Below are 26,055 nucleotides of genomic sequence, written 5' to 3'. Positions count from 1 at the left end.
CCTCCCTGGGAGGGGCCGGGGGTTCCTGAACCATGCCGGTCTTCGAGTACAGAGGTCTCAATTCCGCGGGCAAGCAGATCAAGGGCCTGCTCGAGGCGGACTCGCCCAAGACGCTGCGTTCCAAGCTGCGCGCCGACGGCATCTTCCTCACGGACGTGCTGGCCCAGGCGGAAGGCAGCCGCGCCGCCGTGGCCAAGGGCGCCAACGCCGCGCTGGTGGCGCGCGACATCGACCTGCGCAAGCTGGGCCGGGGCCGCGTCAACACCGACGACGTGGCCATCTTCACCCGGCAGCTCTCCACGCTGCTGGGCGCGGGCGTCACGCTGGTCGAGTCCCTCAGCGCGCTGGTGGACCAGGTGGAGAAGGAGCGCTTCAAGCGCGCCCTCTCCGACATCAAGCAGCGCGTCAATGAAGGCTCGTCCCTGGCGGACGCCATGGGTCAGCACCCGAAGATCTTCCCCAGCATCTACGTGAACATGGTGCGCGCGGGCGAGGCCTCCGGCGCACTGGACGCGGTGCTCACGCGCCTGGCGGACTTCACGGAGAACCAGGCCCGGCTGCAGCAGAAGATTCTCAGCACCATGCTCTACCCCGCCATCATGATGCTGGTGGGCGGCGGCATCCTCGTGGCCCTGATGGTCTTCGTGGTGCCGAAGGTGACGAAGATCTTCGAGACGATGAAGGCCACGCTGCCCCTGAGCACGCGCATCCTCATCGCCTCCAGCAACTTCTTCCAGAACTGGTGGTTCGTCCTGGTGCCCCTCATGGTGCTGGCCGGCGTGCTCTTCCAGCGCTGGACGAAGAGCGCCTCGGGCAAGCCCAAGTGGGACCGCTTCACGCTCAAGGCCCCCGTGGTGGGCAACCTGGTGCGCCTGCTGTCCATCTCCCGCTTCGCCCGCACGCTGTCCACGCTGCTCAAGAGCGGCGTCCCGCTGCTGGCGGCCATGGACATCGTCAAGGCCATCATGACGAACACCGTGCTGGCGGAGGTGGTGGAGAAGGCCCGCGACTCCATCCGCGAGGGCGAGAGCATCGCCAACCCGCTGAAGCGCTCCGGGGAGTTCCCCCCGCTGGTGTACCACATGGTCGCCATCGGCGAGCGCTCCGGTCAGCTGGAGGAGATGCTCACCAGCGTGGCGGACAACTACGAGACGCAGGTGAACGTGCGCATCAGCGCCCTCACCTCGCTCCTGGAGCCCCTCCTCATCGTGGTGATGGGCGCGGTGATTGCATTCGTCGCGCTCTCCATCCTGATGCCGATTCTGCAGGTGAACTCGGCCATCCGGTGAGGTGCCGTGGAATGATGAACGACGTGGCGGACCGTTGGATTCAACGCGTCACCCTGGCGGCGATGGTCGCCATGGCGGCGGCGCTGCTCACCGTGGGGGCCCGGCTGTATGGCCCCCTGCAGCCGCGCCCGCCCGCCGGGGCTTCGGACAGCGTCCGGACGCCCTGACAAGAAGACACGAGAACCAGAGGGTGGCCTGCCAGAAAGTCACCCGGGATGGAGAGCACACATGCGCCAGAGCCAGAAGCAGCAGAAGAAGCAGCGCCGCAACCGCGGCATGACGCTCATCGAAATCATGGTGGTCATCACCATCCTCGGCCTCATCGCCGCGGCGGTGGGCGTGGCCGTCATCCCGCAGCTGGAGGCCGCGCGTCGGGATCGCGCCGCGCTGGACATCAAGAACATCCAGGGCGCGATGAAGCTCTACTACACGAAGAAGGGGAAGTACCCGGACACGGCCTCGGGCCTGCAGGCGCTGGTGGAGGCGCAGGCGCTGGAGCAGATGCCCAAGGACCCCTGGAACAACGACTACGTGTACATCAACGAGGGCGGCAAGCCCGTCATCATCTCCTATGGCGCGGACGGCGTCTCCGGCGGCGAGGGCAACGACGCGGACATCTCCTCCGCGGACCTGGCGGCCACCGCCAACAAGTAGCGAAGAAGTCGCGCGCGACACGCGTTGACAGGGCTTGGGCATGAACGAGCACACCGCCACTGCATCCCCGACGCCCACGACCGAGGGGCAGGACCGCCGCCAGCGCCAGGGACGGTTCCTCCTCGTGTCCGTCTTCCTGGTCGCCACCACGCTCGCCTTCACCCTCGTCTACGTGACCGAGGACCGGACGCTGGACACCAACCAGCGCCGGGCGCGCACCGACATCCGCCGGCTGGAGGGCATGTTCAAGTCCCACCACCGGCTGATGGGGCGCTTCCCCTCGAAGGAGGAGGGCTTCACGCCGCTCATCCAGGCACAGCTGTTGGATGGCGTGCCGCGGGACCCCTGGGGCCACCCCTACGTGTACTGGATGAACGGGGAGACCGGCGCCGTCGTCTCCTACGGCGCGGACGGCAAGCCGGGGGGCACGGGGCCGGATGCGGACGTGAGCAGCGGCGGCGTGCTGGCCGCGGGATGGGAGCAGCCGTGAGCAACCGCCCCCTCCCACCGCGCGCCCGCGCGCGCCACCGGGCGCAGCGCGGCCTGACGCTCATCGAAATCTCCATTGCCATCATCATCGTCGCCATCCTGTTCTCCGCGGCGGTGATGGGCATCGGCTCCATCACCGGCGCCAAGGCCAAGGGCAGCGCGGGGGAGCTGGCGGGCCTCATCCGCTCGCTCTACGACTCCGCCGCGCTGCGCGGGCAGACATGCCGCCTGGTGTTCGAGATTCCCGACCCCAAGAGCGAGCAGGCCACGCGCTACCACGCCGAGTGCGCCGAGGGCGCCGTCACCACCTCCCGGGACCGGGACGAGATGCTGCGCGAGGACAACGCCGAGCGCGAGCGCGCCTCCCGCACCCCGGGCCGTGACGAGCGGCGCAACTACCTGGTGACCGGCGGCAGCGGAACGAATGCGCCCAGCGCGCAGGAGCTGCTGGAGAGCGAGAAGCTGCGCGTGGAGAACGCGGCCCGCTTCTCGTCCTACACCTCCGAAGAGGTCCCCGCGCGCGAGCTGCCGGCGGACGTGAAGGTCTCCGTGTGGACGCGCAACCAGCGCGAGCCGGTGGAGAGCGGCGTGGCCTACCTCTACTTCTTCCCGCAGGGCTACACGGAGAAGGCGTACGTGTACGTGCAGCAGGGAGACAACGTCTGGACGCTGGACGTGTCACCCCTCACCGGCAAGGTGCAGGTGGTGCCCGAGGCGCTGGAGGTGCCGCGATGAAGCGCATCCGCGGATTCACGCTGCTGGAGGTGGTGGTGGCGCTCGCCATCCTCGGGCTGGCGCTGATGGCCATCTTCGACCTCAACGCCGGCGCGGTGGCCAACCACGTCTACACCAAGCGCCTCACCGTCGCGTCGCTGCTGGCCCGCTCGAAGATGACGGACCTGGAGCAGGAGCTCTACGACGACGGCTTCGAGGTCGATGACCAGGAGGAGTCCGGCGACTTCTCCGAGGAGGGCTGGACGCAGTTCAAGTGGCGCGCGCGCATCATCGCCCCCAAGACGGACGGCGTGACGCCGGACCAGCTCATTGGCGCCATCTTCAACCTGCCCATCGGCGACAACGCCAGCGGAGACCCGCTGGGCGGGCTGGCCGGTCTGTTCGGCGGCAGCACCGGCGGTGACTCGAGCGGCGCGTCCGGGGGCCCCCAGGCCGCGGGGCTGGGCTCCATGGGCGGCGCGGCCATGGGCATGGCCCAGCCCATGTTCACGCAGATGGTGGAGCAAATCACCCAGACGGTCCGCGAGGTGCACCTCACCGTCTACTGGCAGGAAGGCACCCAGGTGGAGAGCATCGACCTGGTGACGCACGTGGTGTCGCTGGGGCCGGGCTCGGACCGCAACGGCGGCGCCGCGGCGGCCCAGGGCGGCGGCTCCGACAACCAGTGGGTGACGCAGGACGGGCGGCCGGTGGCCAACCCCATTCCGGGACCCAACGGCATCATGCTGGACCCCGCCACGCGCCAGCCCCTGCGCCGGCTGGGTGACGCCCAGCAGGACCTCGGCAGCCGCCGGGGGAACCTCGGCATCAACCCGGGCATCAACCCGCTCGGCGGCCAGAGGAGCCAGTGATGCGTCGCACTCGAGGCTTCACGCTGATGGAGGTCATGGTCGCCGTGGCCATCACCGCGCTCATGGGCACGGTGGTCGCCATGGCCTTCCAGACGGGCCTGACGGCGAAGGAGACGGTGGAGGTCGACGCGGACCGCTACCGCCAGGTCCGGGTGGCCATGAACCGCATGGGTCGCGAGATTGGCTCGGCCTTCGTCAGCGACCGGTATGACGCCACGCGCTTCCGGGACCAGAACGACCGGCCCACCAACTTCGTGGGCGAGCGCGACCGGCTGCTGTTCACCACCTTCGCGCACCAGCGCCTCTACACGGACGTGAAGGAGTCCGACCAGGCCATCGTCGAGTACTACGTGGAGGCGTCGGAGGACCGGCAGGCCAATGGCCGCCTGGACCTCAAGCGGCGCGTCAACCCGAACATCGACGAGCGGATGGACCAGGGCGGCCACGTGGACGTGCTCTTCGAGGGCGTCAAGGAGCTGGAGTTCGCGTACTGGGACTCGGACAAGAAGGAGTGGGACGACGAGTGGGACACCCGGCGGACGGAGCGCAAGAGCATCCTGCCCACCCGGGTGCGCGTGACGGTGGTGGCGGTGGACGAAACCGGCAAGGAGGCCCGTTACGTCACCCAGGCCCGAATCATGCTCAACACCGAGCTGCCGAGGTACTGAGCCATGCCCCTCCCCTTCTTCCACCAGGCGCCCCGGCGGCGGCGCAGGCCCCTGTCCCCCGCGGCGCGGCGGGAGCGGCGCTCGCGCGGCGTGGCGCTCATCATCGCGGTGGTCTCCATCGCCATCCTGACGGTCATCGCCACCGACTTCGCCTACAACAGCCGCGTCGACCTGCAGCTGGCGGCCAACCAGCGGGACGAGGTGCGCGCCTACTACCTGGCGCGCTCGGGCATCTCCCTGTCGCGGCTGCTCCTGCGCTTCCAGAAGCAGGTGGACCAGACGCCCATCCCCAACCCGGCGAGCATCCTGTCGCAGCTGGGCATCGGCGGCACGCCGCAGGCCGGGCAGGTGCAGCCGTCCTCGCTCAACATCCAGCTCTTCAAGATGGCGCGCGTGGACTGCCACATGCTCCGGGGGCTGGTGAACAACGACGGCGCGGGCGCGGGCGAGCTGTCCGCGCTGGAGCCCGACGAGGACGAGAACTTCAAGCTGGATGACGAGGACGCGGACCCGGCGGCGCGCGAGGTGGCCTCGGCGATGACCATGCGCTCGTTCGGCGGCTTCGAGGGCTGCTTCCTGGCGACCATCACCGACGAGGAGGAGAAGCTCAACGTCCACCGCCTCATCGCCGGCGCGGGTGACGCGCGCCCCACCGCCCTGCGGCTCATGGACCTGATGTCCGACCCGCGCTTCGAGTTCCTCTGGGAGCGGGATGACGCCAACAAGGTGCGCAGCACGCCCCAGGACGTGCTGCTGGCCCTCAAGGACTGGGCGGACGACGACAAGACGGGCTCGGCCTTCAACCCCGTGGACCCGGTGAATCCGCTGCCGGGTGGGTTCTCGGATGAAGGCGCGGCCTACAGCCGTTATGAGCCCAGCTATCAGCCGAAGAACGCGCGCTTCGACAGCGTGGACGAGCTGTACCGGGTCCACGGCGTCAACGACCAGTTCATGGCGGCCTTCAAGGACCGGCTCACCGTCTTCCCCGACATCAACCGCCGCCCCAACATCAACACGGACGACCCGGTGATGATGGGGCTGGCCATCATGTCGGTGGCGGACCAGACGCGGCCGGACCCGCGCCTGAGGGACCCGGTGTTCCTCAACGAGCTCATCGAGCGCGTCCGCGCCGCGCGCATGTTCAGCTTCTTCGGCATGTCGGTGCAGGACTTCGTCGCGGTGGTGGAAGCGGCGGGCATCCTCGTGGACCCGGCCGTGAAGTCCAACGTGGCGGGCAACCGGCTCGTCGGCGACAAGAGTCAGACGTTCACCATCAAATCTGTGGGAGACGCGGGCAGCGTGCAGAAGACGCTCACCGCCGTCATCCGGCTCGACGACACCCTGGGCCGGCTCCTGTACTGGAGAGAGGAATAGCATGGCCCGTATCCTTGGCCTGGACCTCGGCAGCCACGCCGTGAAGGGCGTGGTGCTGGAGGCGAAGACGAAGACGCACACCACCCACGGGTTCGCCGAGGTCCGGCGCGCCCAGGAGGGCGAGCGTGCCGACACGCTGCGCGCCGCGGTGCAGGAGCTGCTCGGCCAGCTGCCCCCGGGCAACGTGGACCAGATTGTCGTCGCCCTGCCCGGTCCCGCCCTCACCACGCACGCGCTGAGCCTGCCGTTCTCCGATGCCAAGCGCATCGAGGCGACGCTGCCCTTCGAGGTCGGCAGCCAGCTGCCCTTCGACATCTCCGACGTCGTCTACGACTACCAGGTGGTGGGTCTGAAGGACACGGAGGGGAGCAAGGAGAAGGCCGGCGACCTGCTGGTGGGCGTGGTCCGCAAGGAGGAGCTGGCGGAGCTGCTGGCGCTGCTGGCGGAGCTGAAGGTGGACCCGCGCATCGTCACGCACCCGGGCGTGGCCTACCAGAACCTGCTCTTGCAGCACGCGGGGCTCTTCCAGGGCCCGGGCGAGGGCGGCGCGGTGGCGGTGGTGGACATCGGCCACGAGCGCACCACCGTGGCGGTGGGCACGCCCGGCACCGGCGTGCAGTTCGCGCGCACCTTCTCCGGCGGCGGGCGCGACCTGAGCAAGGCGCTGGCGACGGAGTTCCAGACCTCGCTGGCGGAGGCGCACCACTGGAAGGAGCAGCACGGCGCGGTGGCCAGCGCGGCGCAGGGCCCGGACGCGGAGCGCGCGGCCTCCGCCTTCGTGCGCGGCCTGCAGCCGATGCTGCGCGAGCTGCGCCCCACGCTCAAGGCCTTCACCGCCCGCACCCGCCAGCAGGTGGGCGCGGTGGTGCTGTGCGGCGGCACGGCGAAGCTGCCCGGCATCGCCGAGCAGCTCTCCAGGGATTTGAACCTGCCGGTGCGGGTGCTGGCCCTGCCAGCGGACGCGGCGCAGAGTGTCCCCCCGGCGGAGCAGCCCGTGGCGGCCCAGGCGTACGCGCTGGCCCTGCGCGGCAACGCGACGGGCGTGCGCGCCCCGCGCTTCAACTTCCGCCGGGGCGAGTTCGGCTTCAAGGGCGACTTCGACTACGTGAAGGACAAGCTGGGCCTGCTGGCGTCCTTCGCGGCCACGCTCATCCTGCTGCTCATCGCGTTCGGCGTGGTGCGCAACTCGGTGCTGGCGCGGCGCGAGGCCCAGGTGGACGCGGTGCTGTGCGACACCACCCAGCGAATCCTGGGGCGCTGCGAGAAGGACTACAACCGCGCGCTCAACATGCTCGCGGGCGTGGAGAGCCCGGCGGCGGCGCTGCCGAAGCTGACGGCCGTCAACCTCCTGGCGGAGGTGACGGGGCGCGTGCCGGAGGAGATGCCGGTGAAGTTCACCCGCATCCAGATTGACCTGACGCGCGTCATCCTCGAGGGCGAGACGGACTCCTCGAAGCAGATCGACACGCTGTCCAACGCCATCAAGAACCACGCCTGCTTCAAGGACGTGCGGCAGGGCAAGGTGGAGAAGACGCGGGACGGCAGCAAGATGTCCTTCCGCCTGGACGTCCAGGTGCAATGCCCTGGTGAGCAGGGAGGGGAGAGCTGACCATGGCCAAGCTTCAGGAAGTCTTCGCCCCCATCCAGACGTGGTTCGAGCGGCTCAGCGACCGCGAGCGGCGGATGGTGTCCATCGCCGGCGCGGCGGTGCTGGTGTTCATCCTGTTCGCGGTGGTGATGACGTTCAGCAACAGCGCGGCGGGCTACCGCAAGCGCACCGAGGACAAGCTGGCCAAGCTGCAGGAAGTGAATGCGCTGGCCGCCAGCTTCCGCGAGGCCCAGGCCAACCGGCAGTCGGTGGAGCAGCAGCTCACGTCCAGCAACGTGCAGCTCATCAGCTACATCGAGGACAAGGCCACGCTGGCCGGCCTCCAGGTGCCCAACATGACGCCCAAGGGCGAGGTGGGCCTGGGCGACGGCAAAATCGTGGAGAGCTCCGTGGAGCTGACCTTCACGGACGTGGACCTGCGCAAGCTGACGGACTTCCTCCAGACGGTGGAGAGCGGCCCGGGGGTGGTGAAGGTGAAGCTGCTGCGCATCGAGCCGAGGCCCGCGTCGGACACGCTGACGGCGTGGACCACTGTCGCCACCTACCGGATGAAGCCCTGATTTATGTCCTCTGACTCCAAAGCCGCCCGCTGGAAGGTCCTCCTTGGCTACGCCGCGTTCGCGGTGGTGGCCTTCGTGGTGGGCCTGCTCATCACCTTCCCGTACGACGCCATCCGCAAGCGGATGGTGAGCGAGGCCGCGCAGGCGGGCTTCGCCGTGCGCATCGGCTCGCTGCGCCCCGGGCTGTTCGGCATCACCGCCACCAACGTGCGCGTGAGCAAGCCGCCCCAGCCGCTCAGCGCGGAGACGCTGGCCACGCTCACCAGCGGCGAGGGCGGGATGCTGGGCGCCGCCGAGCTGGGTGAGCCGCTGGTGCTGGAGAGCGTGGCGCTGCGCCCTGCCCTCTTCCCGCCGGGCGTGGCGATGCGCGCCAGCGTCATGGGCGGCACGCTGAGCGCCTCGGTGGGCCTGCTGGGCGACACGCGCGTCCAGGTGAAGGCCAGCGGGCTCCAGGCGTCGGGCGGAAACCTGCCGGCCTTCACCGGCATGGAGCTGGAGGGCGAGCTGAACGGCGCCCTGTCCCTGACCATGCCCAAGAATGGCGCGCAGGCGGACCTGTCCCAGGCGAACGGCGAGCTGACGCTGGACACGAAGGGCCTGGCCATCAAGGGGGGCAAGGTGTCCATCCCCATGGGCGGCGGCACCGCGGTGCCCATGGACCTGCCGCCCGTCGACCTGGGGGCGCTCACCGGGCGCATCCAGTTCGAGAAGGGCCTGGGCACGGTGGAGTCGCTGCGCCTGAAAAGCAACGAGCTGGAGGCGGTAGCCACCGGCACGCTGAAGCTGGGCAAGCGGCTGGAGTACAGCGAGCCCGGGATGGACGTGAACATCAAGCTGGACCCCGAGTTCCAGAAGCGGCTGGGCATGCTGGGCGCGGGGGTCACCATCCTCCCGCCGGACAAGAAGGACCCCAGCTTCCGCGCCGCCCGGCTCGGGGGCTTCCTCAACCGGCCCACCTTCCTCCCCCGGCGCTGACGGTCCGCCCCACGCCCGCACCGGGCGCGGGGTTGAAAGCCGAACACCAGGGCGTGTAAAGGCCTGACGGTCTGCACAGCGCAAGAGGGCTGGGATGCCGGAGCTGGTGTTCTTTCGTCGTGGCGAGGAGGTGTTGCGGGTGGCGGTGGACCGGGCCCGGCTGGTGCTCGGGCGCGGGGAGCAGAGCGACGTCGCCATACCAGACCCCGAGGTGAGCCGCCTCCAGGCGGCGCTGCTGTGGGACGGCGAGCGCTGCCGCGTCGAGGATTTGTCCGGCAAGGGCACCACCGTCGCGGGCCAGTCCATCACCCAGGGCGAGCTGCCGGACGGCGCGGACCTGGCCCTGGGCCAGTGGCGCGCGGTGTTCCGCCTCAGCGGCGGCAGCGAGGGCGCGGACGTCACCACGGAGGTGGGCCACACCACGTCCGTCCAGTCCCGCGACACCCAGGCCCCGCGGTGGCAGCCGGCCCAGGTGCGGGTGAAGCAGGGCCTCAACGAGTCCGTGCATCGCTTCACCGGCGAGGGCTTCACCGCGGGCAAGGACCCCGGCTGTGACCTGGTCCTCCAGGACCGCTTCGCCTCCAGCCGGCACCTCAAGGTGAGCCGGCGCGACGGCGTCTTCCACGTGGTGGACCTGCGCTCCACCAACGGCACGTGGCTGGGGCCGGTGCGCATCTTCGAGGCCGAGGTGCCGCTGCCCACCGTGCTGCGCGTGGGCGAGACGGAGCTGGTGCTGGAGCCCGCCGCCTCGGCGACGCGCAAGGAGCCCACGGCCTTCCACGGCATCATCGGCGGCGACCCCTCGGTGCGGCAGCTGGCGGAGCTCATCGAGCGCGTGGCGCCGTCCTCCGCGGCGGTGACGATTCTGGGTGAGTCCGGCACCGGCAAGGAGCTGGTGGCCCGGGCCATCCACGCCTGCTCGCAGCGGGCGAACCGGCCGCTGGTGCCCGTCAACTGCGCGGCCATCTCCAAGGAGCTCATCGAGAGCGAGCTGTTCGGTCACGAGAAGGGCTCCTTCACCGGCGCCATGGGCGCGCGCAAGGGCGCCTTCGAGGAGGCCGACGGCGGCACGCTCTTCCTGGATGAGATTGGCGAGCTGCCGCTGGACCTCCAGGCCAAGCTGCTGCGCGCCCTGGAGGGCGGCGAAATCAAGCGGGTGGGCGCCAGCCGCCCGGTGACGGTGGACGTGCGCGTGGTGGCGGCCACCAACCGGGATTTGCTGGCCGCGGCGCGCGAGGGCCGCTTCCGCGAGGACCTGTACTACCGACTCTGCGTCATCCCCCTGCACCTGCCCCCGCTGCGCAGCCGCAAGGCGGACCTGGGCGCCCTGGCCGAGCACTTCGTGCGCACCTACGCCCCGCGGGGGCAGACGGTGCGCTTCACGCCCGCCGCGCTGGAGCGGCTCCAGCACCACACCTGGCCGGGCAACATCCGCGAGCTGCGCAACGTGGTGCACCGCGCGCTGCTCCTGCGCAAGGGGCCCCTCATCGACGCGGGCGACATCAGCTTCGACCAGGAGCTGAACCGCGAGACGGGCATCGCCGTGCCGGAGCTGCCGCCGGGCATGACGCTGGAGCAGATGCTGGAGAAGCTGGAGCGGCAGATCGTCGAGGCCGCGCTGCGCCGGTACAACAACAACCGCGAGCGCGTGGCCCGCGAGCTGGGCGTGGCCCGCTCCACCCTCTTCAAGCGGCTCAAGGACTGGGGCCTCACGAAGCAGGACGAGCAGGAGTAGAGGCTGTCTTCCAGGGAGGTGGGGGTGTCAGCCGAAGGACGCCCCCGCCCCGGATTTGAGTGCACGGCGAAGCATGGCACCGAAGGGCGATAGACCCTTCTGCCCGCTCGTTCGTTCCTTGCCCTGTACGCCCACCCCAGGCGTGTCAGGAGGGAACCCGTCATGCACGCATGCGCGCTTCCGCCGCTGTCCGAGTTGTATACCGAGCACCGCCCTCGCGCGTTGGCGATTGCCCGACGCATCGTCGGCGACGCCGCCGACGCCGAGGACGTGGTGCAGGACGTCTTCGCCCGGCTCGCCCGCCGCGCGCCCGGCTACGGCGGCCGCGCCGCGTGGAGCACGTGGCTGCACCGGGTCATGGTGAACAGCAGCATCAACTGGCTGCGGGCGCGCAAGCGCAGGGACCGCCTGAGCCACGAGGCCCAGGAGCCGCTGTCGCCCGAGGCGCTCGCCGTGGGCTCGGAGATGGAGCGCCACTTCGGCGAGGCCCTGGAGGAAATCAACGAGCAGCAGCGCCAGGTGCTCTACCTGCGCGAGGTGCGCGGGTTGAGCTACCCGGAAATCGCCCGGCTGCTACGCATCCCCGAGGGCACGGTGAAGAGCACCCTCCACCGCGCCCGGCAGCGCACGCTGTCGCTGATGGAGGAGCGCGGCCAGCAGCCCTGACGGTGGACGGGCTCAGTCCTCGCTCTTCGAGCCGACGAACTGGTCCGCCTTCTCCTTGAAGAGGACGTTGAAGCTGGTGAGCGAGCCGTAGACGCGGGTGATGTAGCTCTGCAGCTCCACCTTCTCCGCGTCCGTCAGCTTCGGGTGTGCGTTGAGCTTCTGCTCCAGCACGCGCAGCCTGTCTCGCACCATGACGACCTTGTGGAACAGGCTGTCGATGGGCATGTCCTTGGGCTGGAGCTCGGCGTTGGCTGGCACGAGCCGCAGCGTGCCCCCTTCCCATTTGTTGGCCAGGGGCGGCGCGTCCACCATGCCGGACGCCTCCCGGAAGATGTCCATCAGCTCTTCACGCGTCATGCTCAACCCTTCCAGGTCCACCACGTCGTTGGGGTCCGCGCGGCGCCGCACCACCACCGGCGCCACGCTGCGGGCGGCGCGCGTCCGCGCCGGCTCCGCCGCCACGGGGGCCGCGCTGCCCCGGGGCGAATACTTGTCACAGATGGGCGCGGACGGCGGGAACAGCCCTCGCCACGAGTGCAGCCGGCAAGCGCCCACCCAGCCCCGGCGCTCTTCCACCGACTGCGGGTTGAACAGCTTGCAGTTGCCGCACAGGCGCTCCTCCGGCTTGAAGACCGGGAAGGGAGGCGGGCCACCCGCCGCGTCCGACATCAGCGCGACTCCCCCGCCACCGGCTTGCCCTTGCGCACGCCCAGCTCGCGCAGCAGCGCGTCCGCGTCCTCCACCTGGTCCAGCATCCAGAGGATGTAGCGCACGTCCACGTTGACGTTGCGGGCCACGTCCGGGTTGTAGCCGAAGTCATTGGCCACGTTCTCCCAGACGCGGTCGAAGTTGACGCCCACCAGCTGGCCCTTGCCGTTGACGGTGGGGCTGCCGGAGTTGCCGCCCGTGGTGTCCGCGTCCGACAGGAAGTTCACCGGCACGTCCTTGAGGCGCTTGTCCTGCCACGCGCCGAAGCGCTTCGCCTCGGCCACCTTGGCGACCTTCTCCGGCACGTCGAAGGGCTCCTCCCCCGTGTGCTTCGCCAGCATGCCCGTCAGCGTCGTCTGCGGCGTGTAGATGGCGCCGTCCCGCGGCGAGTAGCCCTTCACCTTGGCGAAGCTGACGCGCAGCGTGCTGTTGGCGTCGGGGGCCACCGGCTTGCCCGCGTGCGCCAGCACCGCCTTGCGCCACTCCGGGCGCAGGCGCATCGACGCGCCCTGGCGGCGGTCCTTCACCTCGTCCAGGGCCGCCTGCTCCTTCGCCAGGTCCAGGCCGAAGGCGAGCAACGGGTCCTTGCGCGCCTCGAGCTGCGCCACGGACTCGCCGGCCATCTTCATGCGCTCGTCCAGCGTCAGCACCTTCGTGCCCGCGTACATGGCGTCAATCTTCGCCAGGACGTCCTTCTCGGAGAACGTCTTGCCGAAGTGCTTGTCCACCGCGGCGATGCGCTCGTCCGCGCCCAGCGCCTGCGCGCGGCGCACGAAGGCCAGCAGGAGCTGCTTCTCCGCCGGGAGGAAGACATTCTTCTGCTCGCGCTCCAGCCGGTCCTTGATGCGGGCGTGCTCGCGCTCCATGTACTCCGGGCGCCGCTCCAGGTCCGGCTTCGCGCGCTCCGCGGCCAGCCGGGACAGCGTCGTCGCCAGCGCGGGGCCCCGCGCCAGCCGCGATGACGCGGACAGGAGGAACTCCCGGTCGAAGGACTTCGCGATGGCGGCCTGCTCGACGAGCAGCGCGGCCCGAGCCTCCAGCGCGGGCTGCCACTTCGCGCCGCCCTTCTGCGCCCACACGGCGACGGCGGCCTCGGCCTCGCGCTGCTTCTCCACGATGCGGCCCCGCTTCAGGCCCGCGAGCTGACCACCGGCGTTCTTGTAGACGTTGTGCAGGCCCTTGAGCTGCGAGGCGACGGCAATCTTGCCCGTGGCGTCCTTCTCCCCCACTGCCTCCAGGATGCGGATGGCCTCGCCGAACACGTCGCGGATGGTGGGGTAGAGCCGGGACTGGCGCTCGGCCATCTCCTCCGCGAGCAGCGCGCGGTACGTCATGCCCGGGTAGCCGAGCACCATGACGAAGTCGTCGGGCTTCACGCCCTGGGTGGCCAGGGGGAAGAAGAACTCCGCCTTGTAGGGGATGTTCTTCTCGCTGTAGGGCGCGGAGCTGCCGTCCGGCGCGGTGTACGCGCGGAGGATGGCGAAGTCACCGGTGTGGCGCGGCCACATCCAGTTGTCCTCCTCGCCACCGTACTCGCCCACGGCGCGCGGGGGCGCATAGACGAGCCGCACATCGGCGAGCTCCACCGAGTCCACCAGGGTGTAGTTCACGCCCCCGTCGAAGCTCGCCACCCGGCAGCGCGTCGCGGGGCGCTTCTCGCACTCGGCGACCAGCTCCTTCTCCTTGCGGTCGATGGCCTTGTAGCGCGTGATGTCGTCCGCGCCCGCGGGCACCGCGGCGAGCACCTCCTTCGTGACGTCCGTGAAGCTGCGCGGCACCTGGACGCGCGAGCCCTTGCCGGGCAGCTCGTCCTCCCGCTTGGAGGCCAGGAAGCCCTGGGTGATGAGGTCGCGCTGCGGCGTGCTGTGCTCCTGGATGACGCCGAAGGCACAGTGGTGGTTGGTGATGACCAGGCCTGAGGCGGAGATGAAGGACCCCGAGCACCCGCCGACGTTGACCGCGCCCGCGAGCAGGCCGGTGCCGCGCTTGGGGTCCCAGAGCTTCTTGGGCGAAAGCTGGAGGCCCTGGGCGCGCAGCCACGCGGGGTCCAGCTCCAGGACCTGCTGGGGAGTCCACTTGCCTTCCCCGGCCAGAGCGGGGGCAGCCACGAGCGACAGGAGGAGGAGCGTCTTCTTCATGGTGCCCTCTCCCTACTCCGTCCGGCGCCCGCAAGCGACTCCCCTTTCGAGGAATGCCTCGCGGCCTGGAGGCCGGGCTTTTTCGTGGAAGAGGGAGCCGGTTTAAGTGTTGGGGTGTCCAGGAGGGGAGCGACCGATGCGGACCGCCAGCGGTGCACAGCTCGACTTCGGCCGGTTGGCCCTGCTCGCCCTCATGCTGGGGGTGGGCTGGTATTTCTGGGATTCACCCGCCCTGTGGCCGATGAAGGTGCTGGTGGTGATGATGCACGAGAGCGGGCACGCCCTGGCGACGCTGCTGGTGGGTGGCTCGGTGGACCGCATCCACCTGGCGGCCAACGAGTCGGGCTCGTGCCTGTCCCGGCTGCCTCCGGGCACGCTCGGCCAGATTGCCGTCTACTCCGGGGGGTACCTGGGCAGCGCGGTGGCGGGGGCCGGACTGCTGCTGGCCACCTTCCGCTTCCGCCTGCGCCGCTGGGTGCTGGGCACCGCCAGCGTCTGGTTGACCGTCATGGGGGTGCTGTACGCCGGGGACGGCTTCACCCTGGTGTTCTGCCTGGGCACGGCCGTGGTCCTGGCGCTGGGCGCGAAGTTCCTGCCCGACGGGCTGGTGGACGCGGTGAACCTGTTCATCGCGGCCTTCACGGCGCTGTATGCGCTGTTCGATTTGCGTTCGGACCTGTGGAACAGCGCCGTGCGCGCGCACAGTGACGCGGCGCTCCTCGCGAACCTCACCTACGTGCCCGCCGTGGTGTGGGCGGCGCTGTGGTCGCTGCTCGCCATCGGCCTGCTGGCGGTGGCGGCGTATACGTCGCTCCACGCGAAGCCCCGGGGGATGCAGATGCCTCCCGTGTCGGCACGGGCGCGGCGGGTGTAGGTGCGCCCATCATTCGAGTCCCCAGCATGGTAGAATTCACTGACTGTGAAGACTGTCCTGAACCTGGCACTTTCGGTGCTCGCACTCTGCTTGCTGGGGTGTCCCAGCGCCGCGCGGACGCACACAGCGCAGACACAAGACGCCTCGGAGCCGGAGTGCGCAGCCCCCCATCATGATGACCAGTGTGTGTCGCTTTTATGTCATGGGGATGCGTGCGGATTCTATCGCTGCAACGACATGCCCGGCGAGGTGGAGCTTGCACGATTCCCACCTGCCCGACCGCCTGCGGCGGCCGCAGCGCCCGGACAAGGGCCTCGCAGGAACTGGGGTGGAGGACAAAAGCTACCTCGTGGCGCCGTCATGGTGTTCCCCAGCTGGAACGGAGCCCCCGAACGAGTCGCTCCTTCTTCGCATTGGCTCACACCTGGGCGCTGGGAGAAGCATCATATCTTCCCCCAGGCCAGGGATCTGGCGGAGTGGTTCAGGGATAGAGGCATCAGGATTCACGACTACACGCTGCCGATTCCGCGCGACCTCCATCAGCGAATCCACAAAGGGGGCGAAGGCGGAGGTGCCTGGAACCAGGCCTGGCGCGAGTTCAGGATTCGCAACTCGAACGCGAGCCCCGAGGAAATCTTCAAGCATGCAGGCGAACTCATCTACCGCTTCCAACTCCTGGGAGGGCCCATCCGCGCCTACCATTCCAAGCCAGGGACTTGAAAGGTTGAGCGCCTGATGCGGTACTTCTGGATACGCGAAGAGAGGTCTCCCTCCTTCAACGGCAGCTTCAATGCCTCGCACCGATGGCGTCTGCCCGGCGTAAAGTGCGACGCATGCGGAGTGACGTGGGGCAGCGCAGGGTATCATTATCCAGCGGTGGATCTGTCCCACCTGCCCGAACGGTCTCGCTTCGTCCGTCCCTGGCCCGTCCCGGTTTCGGAGCTGGCTCGACTTCGAGAGCTACTACGGCCCTTGGTACCGCCAGGCCTGCCCCTTCCCCCCGGCACTCACCTGGGGCCTCTCGAAGGCACAGCCTCTGGGAGATTTGGCCCTCTGACGTCGCAAGGGGACATCGTGTGGGTTGCGCGGCGGGACGCACTAGAACGCCTCCAGGCTGAAGGCATCAGGGGCCTGCGCGGCTGCGAAACAAGGCTAAGGTTTCGCATGAAGGAACCACCGGAACTCCTCGAACTGCAGCTCGAACCGAGAGGCAAGCTCCACGCGGACTGCCTTCCCGCAGACCTGGCACCTCCGTGCAGCGCATGCGGGCGCGTCGCGCTTCGGCTGCCCGACGAGCCGTTGCTCGACGCGGCATCCCTTCCCGAGGACCGGGACGTCTTCCGCGTGGGCGACTACGCGACCGTCATCGTGTGCACCGAGCAATTCAGCGATGCCGTGCGTCGGCTCGGCTTGGAGGGAATGACGCTCCGCGAGATTGCCACGCGTTGAACAAGGGCTCAGGGCATCAGTACACAGGGGCCGAGGCCCCTGTCAGGGCGCGAGCTCAGCCGGTGCAGGGCGGCCGACGGAGAACACTCGACGCCAAGATTCACCCCGGATGGCTTTGGAGTTCGACTATGACTCGGTTCATTGACTTTCTGGAGCAGAACACGCTTCCTTCGCGCGTCATCGAACACGCACATCAGTGGCTCCTCAATCATCTCGAGAGAGAGAGCAACGTGCTCCCTCTGCGCGACACGGGCGCCTTCGAGAACGAGGACGAGCGACTTCCAGCACGCGAGCATCGGGCGCGCCGGGTGTATCTGGCGGGGGCGGCCCGGGACGTCGTCTTCTGCGATAACGAACTTCCGGTCTGGCTTTTTCGGAGCTTTGGTTCGCCCGGCTTCTTCGACCAGAGCCTTCAGCAACTAATCGAGCAGCGAATCGCGCCGGTCGCCGACAGCCGGGCCAAGGGCGAAGGAGATGGCACCTTCCACTGCGAAACCGTCGCGCGCCCATGGGGTGCCGCGAAGCGACACAAGCACATCTTTGACGCAGGCCTCCCTCACCGCGCGAACAATTCAAGGCTGACGCGCGACGAGGTGACGTCGAAGTTTCTCCGGTTCCTGCATCCGGCGAATTGGTTCCTGTTCCCGGCGGGATTGACCCGGGATGCCGAGCAGAACAGCGCGCCCGAGTTCCAGTACGTTGCGGCGGTATGGATGGCCCGTAGGTGTCCGGGCGTGTTCAGCGAACTCATTGACTTGATCCGTCCGGAGCAGTTCGGCTGGAATCCCCTATGGGCCCAGATCGGCGAAGAGCAGGCCGAAACGCTGCGCATGCCAGAAGCCATGACTATCGTGCGGGCCGCAGCCACTCAGGCGATGATGCCACAGCTGGCACCTGACCCTGCGGCAAGCGTCCGGTGCTTCGACATCTTTGAGACGGACACAGGGCGGTTCCACCTAACCGGATTCGGCGTTTCGACCGGCGGCGTCAATCGCGACATCCCCTTCGTCTTCCGGGTCATCGACCGGAGGAACAAGGTCCTGCTCGAGTCCCAGCCCACGACGGCTGCTGCCCTTGGCATCGCCGCGCGCGGTCGCGTGGACTACAACCGGGATGGCTTTCACCAGCGGGACATCGTCGTGCGCGACTCATCGAGCCGTCAGGTCACGCCTGCAAGTGCAATCGGACGGCGCACACCCTGGAAATCGTGACAGACTACAGTGGTAGGGCGAGATGGACCGCATGTACGCGGTGGCCCGCCCCAGCTACGTGCAGATGCGCAATCGTCCCGAGTCAAAGCTGGGAACCACAGTCCTTGATGGCTCGGTCGTAGAGGCCTACGCCGTCGATGCATTTCACGTCGATGCGCGTGGCAAAGCACCCAGCGGGAACGAAGTCGCGAACGGGTTGGTGGCCTCGGCACAGCTCATGGCTGAACAGCACCGCCTGGGCTGGCCAGAATGAACCGAGACTCCAGCGGCGATTGAGCGCCGCACCTGAAATAGGCTGCCTATTGTCCGCTGCGACGATTCCATCCCCATACTACAGGCCATGCCCCACCGTCATGGCACGGGCGCGGCGGGTGTAGCGCTCCGGGGCCGCAAGGCGTCGCGCCAGACACGGCGCGCTCGACGGGAGTCGCACCGACGCGCCTCGCGGCTTGTCGCGCGGGCACGGGCTCCCCATATCCAGGCTCCCGGCACGTCCTGTCCCAGTCAGCTCCGCGTCCGCCGGCCACCCAGCCCGCGCGCGGCACTGGACGCGGCATGAGGAGTGACGATGAAGCGTCCTGGCAAGTGGCCCGCCTGGTTTCCCGGAGGACTCCTGCTGGCAGGGCTGTGCGCGGCGGGAGGCGCGGTCGTCACCGGGGCCGGGTGCGCATCAACGCCAGACAAGGCGGACATCGCCGGCATTGCCCTGTCACCGGTTCCCCTCTATGGGAAGTTCGTCTGGCACGACCTCGTCACCAACGACCCCGCCGCCGCCAAGCGCTTCTACGGCGAGCTGTTCGGCTGGGAGTTCACGGACATCCGAGGCGGCACGCGGCCCTACTCCCTCATCCGCGCCCAGGGCCGATGGATTGGAGGCATCGTCCATCCCGCGAACGCGACCGAGAAGCGCGAAGGCGCGCTGTGGCTCGGCTACCTCTCCGTGCCCGACGTGGACCGCGCCGTCACCGAGGTGAGCGCGCGCGGAGGCAAGACGCTCGACGGGCCGGTGGACCTGCGGAACATCGGCCGGGCCGCGGTGGTCGCGGATCCGCAGGGCGCGGCGGTGGGCTTCGTCCGCTCGAAGCCCGGAGACCCGGCCGACAATGGCGTTCCCGAGGAAGGCCACTTCCTGTGGATGGAGTATCTGGCCCAGGACCCCGTCGCCGCGACGGACTTCTACAAGACACTGCTGGGCTACGAGGTCCGTGAGCGCCCCCTGGGCGGAGGTCCGCACTACGTCCTCGCGCAGGGCCCGCATCCCCGAGGCGGCGTGCTGGCCAACCCCGTGAAGGGCGCACGCCCCAACTGGCTCACCTACGTGCGCGTGAAGGACCCGGGGGCGCTCGCCAACCGGGCCCAGGCACTGGGAGGGCGCGTCCTGATGGCCCCCCGGCCGGATGCGCGTGGCGGCTCGCTCGCGCTCATCGCCGACCCGAGCGGCGCCGTGCTCGCGCTCCAGCGCTACCCCTTCGAGTCGTCCACCGCCGAGGAGGCGCCCCGATGAACCACCTTCGTGAAGGAGCCCCCATGCCGCAAGCACTGACCGCTCGTGGGCTCGCGTGGGCCGTGCTGCTGGGCGGCGCCATCTTGACGTCCAGTTGCACGCAACAACCTCCGGGAGTGGGGCTCGGGTTCACCACGCCTTCTCCCTGGAACGCCACGGCGCAGATGGAAATCACCAGCACCTGGAGCGGCGGCCCGATGTACTGGACACCCTGACGCCCTCCTCGCCGCGGCCACCGCGAGCCAGGACGCCCGCTCCGATAACCAGGCCGAGTATCCGCGGCCTCGCACGTAGACTGCGAGGCATGACGGACGACGAACGAGTCATCCAGGAGTGCCTCCGAGCCGCGGTCGACGGCCCCTTCTTTCCCGATTGGGAGTTCCCCGTCCTGTTCGGGCTCGAGCGGGCGGAAGTCGCCGCCATCCTGGCGTCATGGCCAGCGTGCGACGCCCCTGAGGATCAAGCGCTCGCGATCAGAAACACCCTGAACAACCTGCTCGGCTACCCCCACCGGAAATGGGACATCTGGCCCCGGTACATCTCGGTTTCCCCCGAAGAGGTCGATGCCGTCTTCGCGCGATGGCGAAGGGCTCACTCTCGGCGAGCTTGAGCCCGCCTCCCCCGCTCAAGGGAGATTCCACCACGCGGTGTGAGCACGCACAGCCACGCCTCACGAAAACAATGGGGGCCCGCACCTGCCCGGCGCGCGAGCGCGCATGAGGCGCTGGCGCTTCTTCGGACTGCACGGACCGTCACCCACCCGGCGCGCGAGCGCACACGACGCTCCAGCGGTTCTCCGGACGATAGGGGGCCCTTACCTGCTTGGCGCGCTTGCACACATGGCGCCGGCGCTTTTCCGGACGAAGGGGTCCTTCACCTGCCCGGCGCGCGCTTGCGCACGTGGCGCTGGCGCTTCACCGGACGGAGGAAACGGCCTCCCCGGAGGCGGGCGGCAGACCGCACCACCGCGCGCCTCCAGGGAGACGGCACATCACGCCTGCGGCGCGTGCACGCCGTTGGACAGCTCGTTGCGGACGACCTCGGACACGCGCTCGCGGACCATGTCGCCCACGCGCTCGCGGACATCGGCGCTCACGCTCTCACGCACCGCGCTCGCGATGCGCTCGGGGTCGACGGAGCCGCTGTGGTGCGGCGTCGGCCCCATGGACGGACCGGCGCGCATCGCCTCACCGAGCGCGGAGCGGATGGCCTCGGGCAGCTGGGAGCGGAGCGCGTTGTCCAGCTCCGAGCGCAGGCTGCTCATGAGCCGCTCACGCAGGGCGTCCGCCAGACGCATGCGGATGGCATCCGCCAGGCGGTCCACGTCGTACATCCCCTGGCCCATCGACATGCCCTGGCCCCACATGCCGCCGTGGCCCATCATGCCCCGGTGCCGGGCCATGGCGCCGCGCAGCACCTCGCCCATGCGCTCACGCAGCACGTCGCGCACGCGCTCACGCACCACGGAGTGGAGCCGCTCCCGGAGCCCTTCGGCCAGCCGGTCCTGGAGCGCCACCGCGACGCGCTCGGGGTCGAAGGAGCCGGCCGCGATGCCGCCCCACTGGCGCGACATGACGCTGCGCAGGCCCTCGGCCATCCGCTCGCGCAGCGCGTCGCGCACGCGCTCACGCAGGCTGTAGACGAGCCCCTCGTGGAGGGCCTCGGTCAGGCGCCCGCGGATGGCGTCCGCGATGCGCTCCGCGTCGTTCGGGCTGAAGCCGGGCACACGCTCCGACATCACCGAGCGCAGCGAGTCCGCCAGCCGCTCGCGCAGGGCCTCACGCACGCCGTCGTGCGCCGCGGTGTTGATGCGCTCACGAAGCGCCTCCATCAGCCGGCCGCGCACCGCCTCCGCCAGCCGGTCGGCGTCCGGAGCGCCGAAGCCAGAGGTCGTGGCGAGGTGCCACTGCTCCATCATCGCCATGCGCAGCGACTCGGCCAGCCGCTCGCGGATGCCGTCACGGACGCGCTCGTAGACGGTGAAGCAGATGCGCTCGCGCAGCGCGTCCGCCAGGCGGGAACAAAGCGCGTCCGCGATGCGCTCGGGCTCCGGCATGCCGTAGCCCTGGGGCATCATCCCGAAACCACCCTGCGGCATCCCGCCGCCGCGCTCGAACATCGCGCTGCGGAGGGCCTCGGCCACGCGCTCACGCACCTCCCGGCCGAGCCGATCCTCAATCGCGGAGACAATCTGCTCGCGAACGGCTTCGGTGACCCGCTCCTTGATCGACTCACCGAACATCTGCTGCGACTGGGGCGAAAGCTGCTCCTGAAACATGAGAACGCTCCTGACTCGACGCCTGGACTGCGTGGAAACACGGCAGGAGGAGGACGCCTCCTGCCAGGCGCGATTGAATAGACAGGCACGCACTCACCGTAAACGTGTCCTCGGTGTGACGCCTCGTTGGGCGCCAGACATCGATCATCCCGACGTGACACGCCTCACGCGGCAAGACTATTTCCGCGGCCGCATGCGGAAGGCGACGAAGGCGTCCACGTTGTCGAAGGCGAAGTACGGATTCGACTTCCGCACCGCCTCCATGGACGACACCGGCACGTCCGCGTAGTCGTGCCCCGGATAGAGCCTCGCCGTGTCGGGCACCTTCGCCAGCACTTGAGACAGCGAGCGGTACATCTCCTCCGGGTTGCCCCCGTTCAAGTCACACCGGCCGCAGCCGTTGATGAACACCGTGTCACCGGACACCAGCGCATCGCCGGCCAGCAGGCAGTGCGAGCCAGGCGTGTGTCCTGGCGTATGCAGCGCCCGGAAGACCTCGGCGCCCACCGGCACGTCGTCGCCCGGCCCCAGGGGCCGCAGCGCGCCGCCCAGCTCGCGCAGCTCGGGCGAGAACTGGACCTCCTCCCGCTGCGCGTACACCGGCACATCCCACTGGGACAGCAGGTCGGGCAGGCCATTGATGTGGTCGAAGTGACAGTGCGAGACGAACGCCCCCACCACGCGCTTGCCGTCCTGCTTCACGGCCTGGGCAATCGCGTCCACGTCCCAGGCGGGGTCCACCACCACCACTTCGTCCGAGTGCCGGGGCCCCACCAGGTACACGAAGTTGTCCATGGGGCCGAGCTTGAGCTGCCGCACATACGGTTCACGCATCGCGAAATCCTCCTCCACGCAAGCCCCACTCTAACGTCCAGGGCTTGAAGGCGCGGCCCGCTTCCCTCTTGAATAAGCCCTTTGCCCCCTGGGGAGGTCTCAACGTGAAGCGCCCACTGCTCCTCTGCACCCTGCTCGCCAGCACCGCCCTCGCAGCCAAGGAGCGCCCCACGTTCCGCTACACCGCGCCTCCGGATGGCGAGCGTCCCGTCATCGTCGAGGCCACCGTCGGCCCCCAGGGCAGTGACTTCGCCATGCGCCTGCGCTTCGACAAGGCGCCCTGGGGCGAGGAGTGCAAGAGCCGCTGCGCCAACGCCACGCTGCTGCTCGACACCGACAACAGCAAGCAGACGGGCCTGCGCCTGCCGCAGAAGGCGCCGGGTAACGGCGCGGACGTCGCCGTGGTCATCCAGGGCGTGCGCGACTACGCGAAGCAGGAAGGCGCCGCTCCGGAGACCCGGCTGCGGGTGAAGGTCCGCGCGCTCACCAACGGCGCGACCTCCGTGGACGACGGAGAGCTGCTCGCGGAGTTCAACCACCGCCAGGACCCCGAGCGCCTCCACGTGGACGGCGAAACCGTCTACATCCTGGTGGACGCCACCAACGCCACCCTGCCCGCCGCTCGGAAGGCGCGCGTCGTGTATCAGCCCCCCGGAGGCAAGCCGATCCAGGCCACCATCCCCGGCATGATTGGCGGCGGAGCCAGCAAGGGCGTACGCATCTTCAAGGACGGCACCTGGGGAAAGGCCCGCGACGCCACACCCCGCTAGGTCGCCTGGAGCCCCAGCCAGGGGGCTAAAACCTCCCACCCGTCCCTACCATTCCTCAGCCGCCAGGGAAGCCTTCGGCCTCGGAATTCCGCGGGGTTGGAGCGCGGTTCTGCTGGCGGACAGGACTGGACAGGCGTATAGGTGGGTGTTGTTGGAGAGTGCGCAACCCCCCGAATTCGTTCCCAATGTCAGGGTGGCATGGTAGTCCGGGCGCCCTGTTACATACCTCTGCCCCCGAGGTGAGGCGTGCGCGACTCGCGCACCGCGCTCGGGGTGCGGGGCGTTCTCACCTGTGGATTGACGACCATGCTCGCAGAAGCCGAATCGAAATCGCGGAAGAAGCAGGGTGCCGGGGGAGGCGGCGGTGGCGGGGGTGGCGCCGCGGGCGGCAGTGGTGACGGGTCGGTGCCGGCCTCGCTCGCGGACGAGGCGCGCCGCCGGTACATCAACTACGCCCTGTCGGTCATCACCTCGCGCGCCCTGCCGGACGTGCGCGACGGCCTCAAGCCGGTGCAGCGCCGCATCCTCTTCGGCATGTACCACGACCACCGGCTGACGCATGACGCCAAGTACCAGAAGTCCGCCAAGGTGGTGGGCAGCGTCATGGGTCAGTACCACCCGCACGGTGACGCCTCCATCTACGAGGCGCTGGTGCGCATGGCGCAGGACTTCTCGCTGCGCTACCCGCTGGTGGACGGCCACGGCAACTTCGGCTCGCTCGACGGCGACGGCGCGGCGGCCATGCGTTACACCGAGTGCCGGCTTGCCGCCCTGTCCAGCGAGCTCCTGACGGAGCTGGGCAAGAAGACGGTGGCCTTCCGGCCCACCTACGACGGCACGCTCCAGGAGCCCGTGGTCATCCCCGCGCGGGTGCCGCAGCTGCTCATGAACGGCACCACGGGCATCGCCGTGGGCATGGCCACCAACATCCCGCCCCACCACCTGGGCGAGCTGGTGGACGCGCTGGTGGCGCTCATCGAGAACCCGCAGCTCGTGACGAAGGACCTGCTCAAGTGGGTGAAGGGCCCGGACTTCCCCACCGGCGGGCAGATCCTCAACGACAAGAAGGAGCTGCGCGACATCTACGAGTCGGGCCAGGGGAGCATCCGCATCCGGGGTGAGTACAAGCTGGAGGACCTCAAGCGGGGCGGCCAGCAGATCGTCATCACCTCCATCCCCTACACGGTGAACAAGTCCACCCTGGTGGCCAAGTTCGGCGACCTGGTGCGCGAACGGAAGCTGCCGCTCATCACCGACGTGCGCGACGAGTCCACCAAGGACGTGCGCATCGTCCTGGAGCTGAAGAAGGACGCCAACCCCGAGCTGGTGATGGCGTACCTCTACAAGCAGACGCCGCTGCAGACGAACTTCGGCGTCAACCTCACCTGCCTGGTGCCGCTCAAGGACAACCCGGAGCTGAGCGCGCCCCAGCGGCTCAACCTCAAGGACATCCTCCAGTACTTCCTCGACTTCCGCTTCGACGTGGTGACGAAGCGCTTCGAGCACGAGCTGGGCGAGCTGCTGCGGCGCGTCCACATCCTCGAGGGCTTCGAGAAGGTCTACGACGCGCTCGACGAGATGATCAAGATCATCCGCGCGTCGGAAGGAAAGCAGGACGCGGCCAAGAAGCTCATCGCGCGCTTCAAGCTGGATGAAGTCCAGGTGGACGCCATCCTGGAGATGAAGCTCTACAAGCTGGCCCGCCTGGAAATCCTCGTGGTGGAGAAGGAACTCAAGGAGAAGCGCGCCGAAATCAAGCGCATCCAGGGCATCCTCAAGGACAAGAAGAAGGTGTGGGGCACCGTCCGTGACGAGCTGGGCGACCTGAAGACGCGCTACAACGACAAGCGCCGCACCCGCATCGGCGGCGCGGGCGCCGAGGAGATGGAGTTCAGCGCCGAGGCGTTCATCGCGGACGAGGACGCCCACGTGGTCATCACCCGCGACGGGTGGGTCAAGCGCGTGCGCGAGGTGAAGGACCCGTCCACCACCCGCCTGCGTGAAGGCGACGCGGTGATGGCGGTGCTGGCCGGCAGCCTCAAGGCGAACCTGGTGCTGTTCAGCAACTTCGGCACCGCCTACGTCACCCGCTTCAACGACGTGCCCGCGTCCACGGGCTACGGCGAGCCGGTGCAGAAGTTCTTCAAGTTCGACGACGGCGAGCGCGTGGTGTCCGCCCTGTCGCTGGACGCGCGGCTGCCGCGCCCACAGAAGCTGATGGGCGTGACGAAGCAGGGCCTGGGCATGCGCTTCCCGCTGGAGCCGCACCTGGAGGTCTCCACGCGCGCCGGCCGCCGCTACGCGAAGACGGGTGAAGGCGACGAGATCATCGGCGTGCAGCCGGTGGGCGACCGCGACCTGCTGGCGCTCTTGACGGAGAAGACCAACGCCCTGGTGTGCAAGGTGGCGGAGGTCAACGAGCTGGCCGGCCCGGGCAAGGGCGTCACCGTCATCAAGGTGGACGGCAACGACCGAGTGGTGGACTTCCTCGTCGTGCCGCCCGCGAACAAGGACGCGAAGCTGGAGTTCGAGACGCAGAAGGGCCGCAAGCTGCACCTGTCCCCCGCGAAGTACGAGGTGACCGGCCGCGGCGGCAAGGGCCACGAGATGTCGAAGCGCGACGCCGTGAAGGAGGTGGCGCGGCCCGTCACCTTCATCCCGTTGCCCGAGAAGAAGGACTAGGC

27 protein-coding genes are annotated in these 26,055 nt (G+C 69.0%); 23 read left to right on the top strand and 4 right to left on the bottom strand.

All coding sequences use genetic code 11. The annotated features are described in order from the left end of the window. Positions 1-32: 32 nt before the first annotated feature. The 13 genes from gspF (at position 33) to VZL07_RS27330 (ending at position 11,605) form a co-directional block, all read left to right on the top strand. Complete coding sequence (gspF, locus tag VZL07_RS27390; RefSeq protein ID WP_426750735.1) at positions 33-1,289, top strand: type II secretion system inner membrane protein GspF; 1,257 nt, start codon at positions 33-35, stop codon at positions 1,287-1,289. 11 nt (positions 1,290-1,300) lie between these two features. Then, positions 1,301-1,456, top strand: coding sequence for a hypothetical protein (locus tag VZL07_RS27385; protein ID WP_426750733.1), 156 nt, complete (start codon positions 1,301-1,303; stop codon positions 1,454-1,456). Positions 1,457-1,517: 61 nt separating this feature from the next. Beyond that, positions 1,518-1,943 (top strand): type II secretion system major pseudopilin GspG, encoded by a 426-nt coding sequence (gene gspG / locus VZL07_RS27380; RefSeq protein WP_426750732.1) that lies wholly within the window; start codon positions 1,518-1,520, stop codon positions 1,941-1,943. Between the two features lie 40 nt (positions 1,944-1,983). Then, on the top strand, positions 1,984-2,433 hold the full coding sequence (locus VZL07_RS27375) for a type II secretion system protein GspG (protein WP_426750731.1): 450 nt from the start codon (positions 1,984-1,986) through the stop codon (positions 2,431-2,433). Next, complete coding sequence (locus tag VZL07_RS27370; RefSeq protein ID WP_426750730.1) at positions 2,430-3,167, top strand: prepilin-type N-terminal cleavage/methylation domain-containing protein; 738 nt, start codon at positions 2,430-2,432, stop codon at positions 3,165-3,167. The genes VZL07_RS27375 and VZL07_RS27370 overlap by 4 nt, the downstream gene beginning before the upstream one ends. Then, positions 3,164-4,018: a type IV pilus modification PilV family protein gene (locus VZL07_RS27365; protein ID WP_426750728.1), complete on the top strand. Its 855-nt coding sequence runs from the start codon at positions 3,164-3,166 to the stop codon at positions 4,016-4,018. Before VZL07_RS27370 ends, VZL07_RS27365 begins: the two co-directional genes overlap by 4 nt. Next, entirely contained in the window at positions 4,015-4,686 is a 672-nt protein-coding gene (locus tag VZL07_RS27360; protein ID WP_426750726.1) for a type II secretion system protein GspJ, read from the top strand. The genes VZL07_RS27365 and VZL07_RS27360 overlap by 4 nt, the downstream gene beginning before the upstream one ends. A 3-nt stretch (positions 4,687-4,689) precedes the next feature. After that, positions 4,690-6,060, top strand: coding sequence for a general secretion pathway protein GspK (locus VZL07_RS27355; protein WP_426750724.1), 1,371 nt, complete (start codon positions 4,690-4,692; stop codon positions 6,058-6,060). 1 nt (position 6,061) lies between these two features. Next, positions 6,062-7,669, top strand: a complete 1,608-nt coding sequence (gene pilM, locus VZL07_RS27350; RefSeq protein ID WP_426750722.1) for a pilus assembly protein PilM — start codon at positions 6,062-6,064, stop codon at positions 7,667-7,669. A gap of 2 nt (positions 7,670-7,671) precedes the next feature. Next, positions 7,672-8,229: a type II secretion system protein GspM gene (gene gspM / locus VZL07_RS27345; RefSeq protein WP_426750721.1), complete on the top strand. Its 558-nt coding sequence runs from the start codon at positions 7,672-7,674 to the stop codon at positions 8,227-8,229. Between the two features lie 3 nt (positions 8,230-8,232). Next, on the top strand, positions 8,233-9,204 hold the full coding sequence (gene gspN, locus VZL07_RS27340; protein ID WP_426750720.1) for a type II secretion system protein GspN: 972 nt from the start codon (positions 8,233-8,235) through the stop codon (positions 9,202-9,204). 94 nt (positions 9,205-9,298) lie between these two features. Continuing rightward, positions 9,299-10,939: a sigma 54-interacting transcriptional regulator gene (locus VZL07_RS27335; RefSeq protein WP_426750719.1), complete on the top strand. Its 1,641-nt coding sequence runs from the start codon at positions 9,299-9,301 to the stop codon at positions 10,937-10,939. Between the two features lie 162 nt (positions 10,940-11,101). Next, a complete protein-coding gene (locus VZL07_RS27330) occupies positions 11,102-11,605 on the top strand; it encodes an RNA polymerase sigma factor (protein ID WP_426750718.1) in 504 nt (167 codons plus the stop codon). Between the two features lie 12 nt (positions 11,606-11,617). On the opposite strand, the gene VZL07_RS27325 is transcribed toward VZL07_RS27330, so the two are convergent. Both VZL07_RS27325 and VZL07_RS27320 read right to left on the bottom strand, forming a co-directional pair. Beyond that, complete coding sequence (locus tag VZL07_RS27325) at positions 11,618-12,274, bottom strand: hypothetical protein (RefSeq protein WP_426750717.1); 657 nt, start codon at positions 12,272-12,274, stop codon at positions 11,618-11,620. Next, positions 12,274-14,451 carry a S46 family peptidase gene (locus tag VZL07_RS27320; RefSeq protein ID WP_426750716.1) on the bottom strand — a complete coding sequence of 726 codons (2,178 nt, stop codon included), beginning with the start codon at positions 14,449-14,451 and terminating at the stop codon, positions 12,274-12,276. Before VZL07_RS27320 ends, VZL07_RS27325 begins: the two co-directional genes overlap by 1 nt. A gap of 136 nt (positions 14,452-14,587) precedes the next feature. Here VZL07_RS27320 and VZL07_RS27315 point away from each other — a divergent pair, with 136 nt between their 5' ends. The 8 genes from VZL07_RS27315 to VZL07_RS27280 all read left to right on the top strand — a co-directional run bounded on the left by VZL07_RS27315 (position 14,588) and on the right by VZL07_RS27280 (position 20,099). Then, positions 14,588-15,325, top strand: coding sequence for a M50 family metallopeptidase (locus VZL07_RS27315; RefSeq protein WP_426750715.1), 738 nt, complete (start codon positions 14,588-14,590; stop codon positions 15,323-15,325). Positions 15,326-15,370: 45 nt separating this feature from the next. Further along, positions 15,371-16,045: a TIGR02269 family lipoprotein gene (locus tag VZL07_RS27310; RefSeq protein WP_426750714.1), complete on the top strand. Its 675-nt coding sequence runs from the start codon at positions 15,371-15,373 to the stop codon at positions 16,043-16,045. Positions 16,046-16,057: 12 nt separating this feature from the next. Further along, positions 16,058-16,774 carry a double-CXXCG motif protein gene (locus VZL07_RS27305; RefSeq protein ID WP_426757382.1) on the top strand — a complete coding sequence of 239 codons (717 nt, stop codon included), beginning with the start codon at positions 16,058-16,060 and terminating at the stop codon, positions 16,772-16,774. 128 nt (positions 16,775-16,902) lie between these two features. Next, entirely contained in the window at positions 16,903-17,985 is a 1,083-nt protein-coding gene (locus VZL07_RS27300; protein ID WP_426750713.1) for a hypothetical protein, read from the top strand. A gap of 22 nt (positions 17,986-18,007) precedes the next feature. Next, positions 18,008-18,238 carry a hypothetical protein gene (locus VZL07_RS27295; protein WP_426750712.1) on the top strand — a complete coding sequence of 77 codons (231 nt, stop codon included), beginning with the start codon at positions 18,008-18,010 and terminating at the stop codon, positions 18,236-18,238. 315 nt (positions 18,239-18,553) lie between these two features. After that, positions 18,554-19,489 carry a VOC family protein gene (locus tag VZL07_RS27290; protein WP_426750711.1) on the top strand — a complete coding sequence of 312 codons (936 nt, stop codon included), beginning with the start codon at positions 18,554-18,556 and terminating at the stop codon, positions 19,487-19,489. Positions 19,490-19,512: 23 nt separating this feature from the next. After that, positions 19,513-19,704 carry a hypothetical protein gene (locus VZL07_RS27285; RefSeq protein WP_426750709.1) on the top strand — a complete coding sequence of 64 codons (192 nt, stop codon included), beginning with the start codon at positions 19,513-19,515 and terminating at the stop codon, positions 19,702-19,704. An 89-nt stretch (positions 19,705-19,793) separates the two neighbouring features. Next, on the top strand, positions 19,794-20,099 hold the full coding sequence (locus VZL07_RS27280; RefSeq protein ID WP_426750708.1) for a hypothetical protein: 306 nt from the start codon (positions 19,794-19,796) through the stop codon (positions 20,097-20,099). A gap of 381 nt (positions 20,100-20,480) precedes the next feature. Here VZL07_RS27280 and VZL07_RS27275 read toward each other — a convergent pair whose 3' ends face one another. Both VZL07_RS27275 and VZL07_RS27270 read right to left on the bottom strand, forming a co-directional pair. Next, positions 20,481-21,767: a hypothetical protein gene (locus VZL07_RS27275; RefSeq protein ID WP_426750706.1), complete on the bottom strand. Its 1,287-nt coding sequence runs from the start codon at positions 21,765-21,767 to the stop codon at positions 20,481-20,483. Positions 21,768-21,944: 177 nt separating this feature from the next. Continuing rightward, positions 21,945-22,601 (bottom strand): MBL fold metallo-hydrolase, encoded by a 657-nt coding sequence (locus tag VZL07_RS27270; RefSeq protein ID WP_426750705.1) that lies wholly within the window; start codon positions 22,599-22,601, stop codon positions 21,945-21,947. A 104-nt stretch (positions 22,602-22,705) separates the two neighbouring features. Between VZL07_RS27270 and VZL07_RS27265 the strand changes: the two genes are divergently transcribed. Together VZL07_RS27265 and VZL07_RS27260 are read left to right on the top strand one after the other, a co-directional pair. Then, the gene (locus tag VZL07_RS27265) at positions 22,706-23,371 is read left to right on the top strand and encodes a hypothetical protein (protein WP_426750704.1); all 666 of its coding nucleotides are present in this window, start codon (positions 22,706-22,708) and stop codon (positions 23,369-23,371) included. A gap of 306 nt (positions 23,372-23,677) precedes the next feature. Beyond that, complete coding sequence (locus VZL07_RS27260) at positions 23,678-26,053, top strand: DNA gyrase/topoisomerase IV subunit A (protein WP_426750703.1); 2,376 nt, start codon at positions 23,678-23,680, stop codon at positions 26,051-26,053. Positions 26,054-26,055: the final 2 nt, after the last annotated feature.

The sequence above is a fragment of the Pseudomyxococcus flavus genome (assembly GCF_050038885.1).
GTDB lineage: Bacteria > Myxococcota > Myxococcia > Myxococcales > Myxococcaceae > Myxococcus > Myxococcus flavus.
Note: the sequence above shows the minus strand (reverse complement) of the source record. Positions and strands in the feature narration are given on the sequence as shown.

What these genes read in the sequence shown, in the direction of transcription:
- VZL07_RS27270 (WP_426750705.1), bottom strand. Translation starts at nt 22,601, where the DNA reads ATGCGTGAACCGTATGTGCGGCAGCTCAAGCTCGGCCCCATGGACAAC.
- gspF (WP_426750735.1), top strand. Translation starts at nt 33, where the DNA reads ATGCCGGTCTTCGAGTACAGAGGTCTCAATTCCGCGGGCAAGCAGATC.
- gspG (WP_426750732.1), top strand. Translation starts at nt 1,518, where the DNA reads ATGCGCCAGAGCCAGAAGCAGCAGAAGAAGCAGCGCCGCAACCGCGGC.
- VZL07_RS27325 (WP_426750717.1), bottom strand. Translation starts at nt 12,274, where the DNA reads ATGTCGGACGCGGCGGGTGGCCCGCCTCCCTTCCCGGTCTTCAAGCCG.
- VZL07_RS27300 (WP_426750713.1), top strand. Translation starts at nt 16,903, where the DNA reads ATGACTCGGTTCATTGACTTTCTGGAGCAGAACACGCTTCCTTCGCGC.
- VZL07_RS27365 (WP_426750728.1), top strand. Translation starts at nt 3,164, where the DNA reads ATGAAGCGCATCCGCGGATTCACGCTGCTGGAGGTGGTGGTGGCGCTC.
- gspN (WP_426750720.1), top strand. Translation starts at nt 8,233, where the DNA reads ATGTCCTCTGACTCCAAAGCCGCCCGCTGGAAGGTCCTCCTTGGCTAC.
- VZL07_RS27385 (WP_426750733.1), top strand. Translation starts at nt 1,301, where the DNA reads ATGATGAACGACGTGGCGGACCGTTGGATTCAACGCGTCACCCTGGCG.
- VZL07_RS27285 (WP_426750709.1), top strand. Translation starts at nt 19,513, where the DNA reads ATGCCGCAAGCACTGACCGCTCGTGGGCTCGCGTGGGCCGTGCTGCTG.
- VZL07_RS27290 (WP_426750711.1), top strand. Translation starts at nt 18,554, where the DNA reads ATGAAGCGTCCTGGCAAGTGGCCCGCCTGGTTTCCCGGAGGACTCCTG.
- VZL07_RS27260 (WP_426750703.1), top strand. Translation starts at nt 23,678, where the DNA reads ATGCTCGCAGAAGCCGAATCGAAATCGCGGAAGAAGCAGGGTGCCGGG.
- VZL07_RS27315 (WP_426750715.1), top strand. Translation starts at nt 14,588, where the DNA reads ATGCGGACCGCCAGCGGTGCACAGCTCGACTTCGGCCGGTTGGCCCTG.
- VZL07_RS27320 (WP_426750716.1), bottom strand. Translation starts at nt 14,451, where the DNA reads ATGAAGAAGACGCTCCTCCTCCTGTCGCTCGTGGCTGCCCCCGCTCTG.
- VZL07_RS27375 (WP_426750731.1), top strand. Translation starts at nt 1,984, where the DNA reads ATGAACGAGCACACCGCCACTGCATCCCCGACGCCCACGACCGAGGGG.
- pilM (WP_426750722.1), top strand. Translation starts at nt 6,062, where the DNA reads ATGGCCCGTATCCTTGGCCTGGACCTCGGCAGCCACGCCGTGAAGGGC.
- VZL07_RS27330 (WP_426750718.1), top strand. Translation starts at nt 11,102, where the DNA reads ATGCACGCATGCGCGCTTCCGCCGCTGTCCGAGTTGTATACCGAGCAC.
- gspM (WP_426750721.1), top strand. Translation starts at nt 7,672, where the DNA reads ATGGCCAAGCTTCAGGAAGTCTTCGCCCCCATCCAGACGTGGTTCGAG.
- VZL07_RS27280 (WP_426750708.1), top strand. Translation starts at nt 19,794, where the DNA reads ATGACGGACGACGAACGAGTCATCCAGGAGTGCCTCCGAGCCGCGGTC.
- VZL07_RS27275 (WP_426750706.1), bottom strand. Translation starts at nt 21,767, where the DNA reads ATGTTTCAGGAGCAGCTTTCGCCCCAGTCGCAGCAGATGTTCGGTGAG.
- VZL07_RS27335 (WP_426750719.1), top strand. Translation starts at nt 9,299, where the DNA reads ATGCCGGAGCTGGTGTTCTTTCGTCGTGGCGAGGAGGTGTTGCGGGTG.
- VZL07_RS27355 (WP_426750724.1), top strand. Translation starts at nt 4,690, where the DNA reads ATGCCCCTCCCCTTCTTCCACCAGGCGCCCCGGCGGCGGCGCAGGCCC.
- VZL07_RS27295 (WP_426750712.1), top strand. Translation starts at nt 18,008, where the DNA reads ATGGACCGCATGTACGCGGTGGCCCGCCCCAGCTACGTGCAGATGCGC.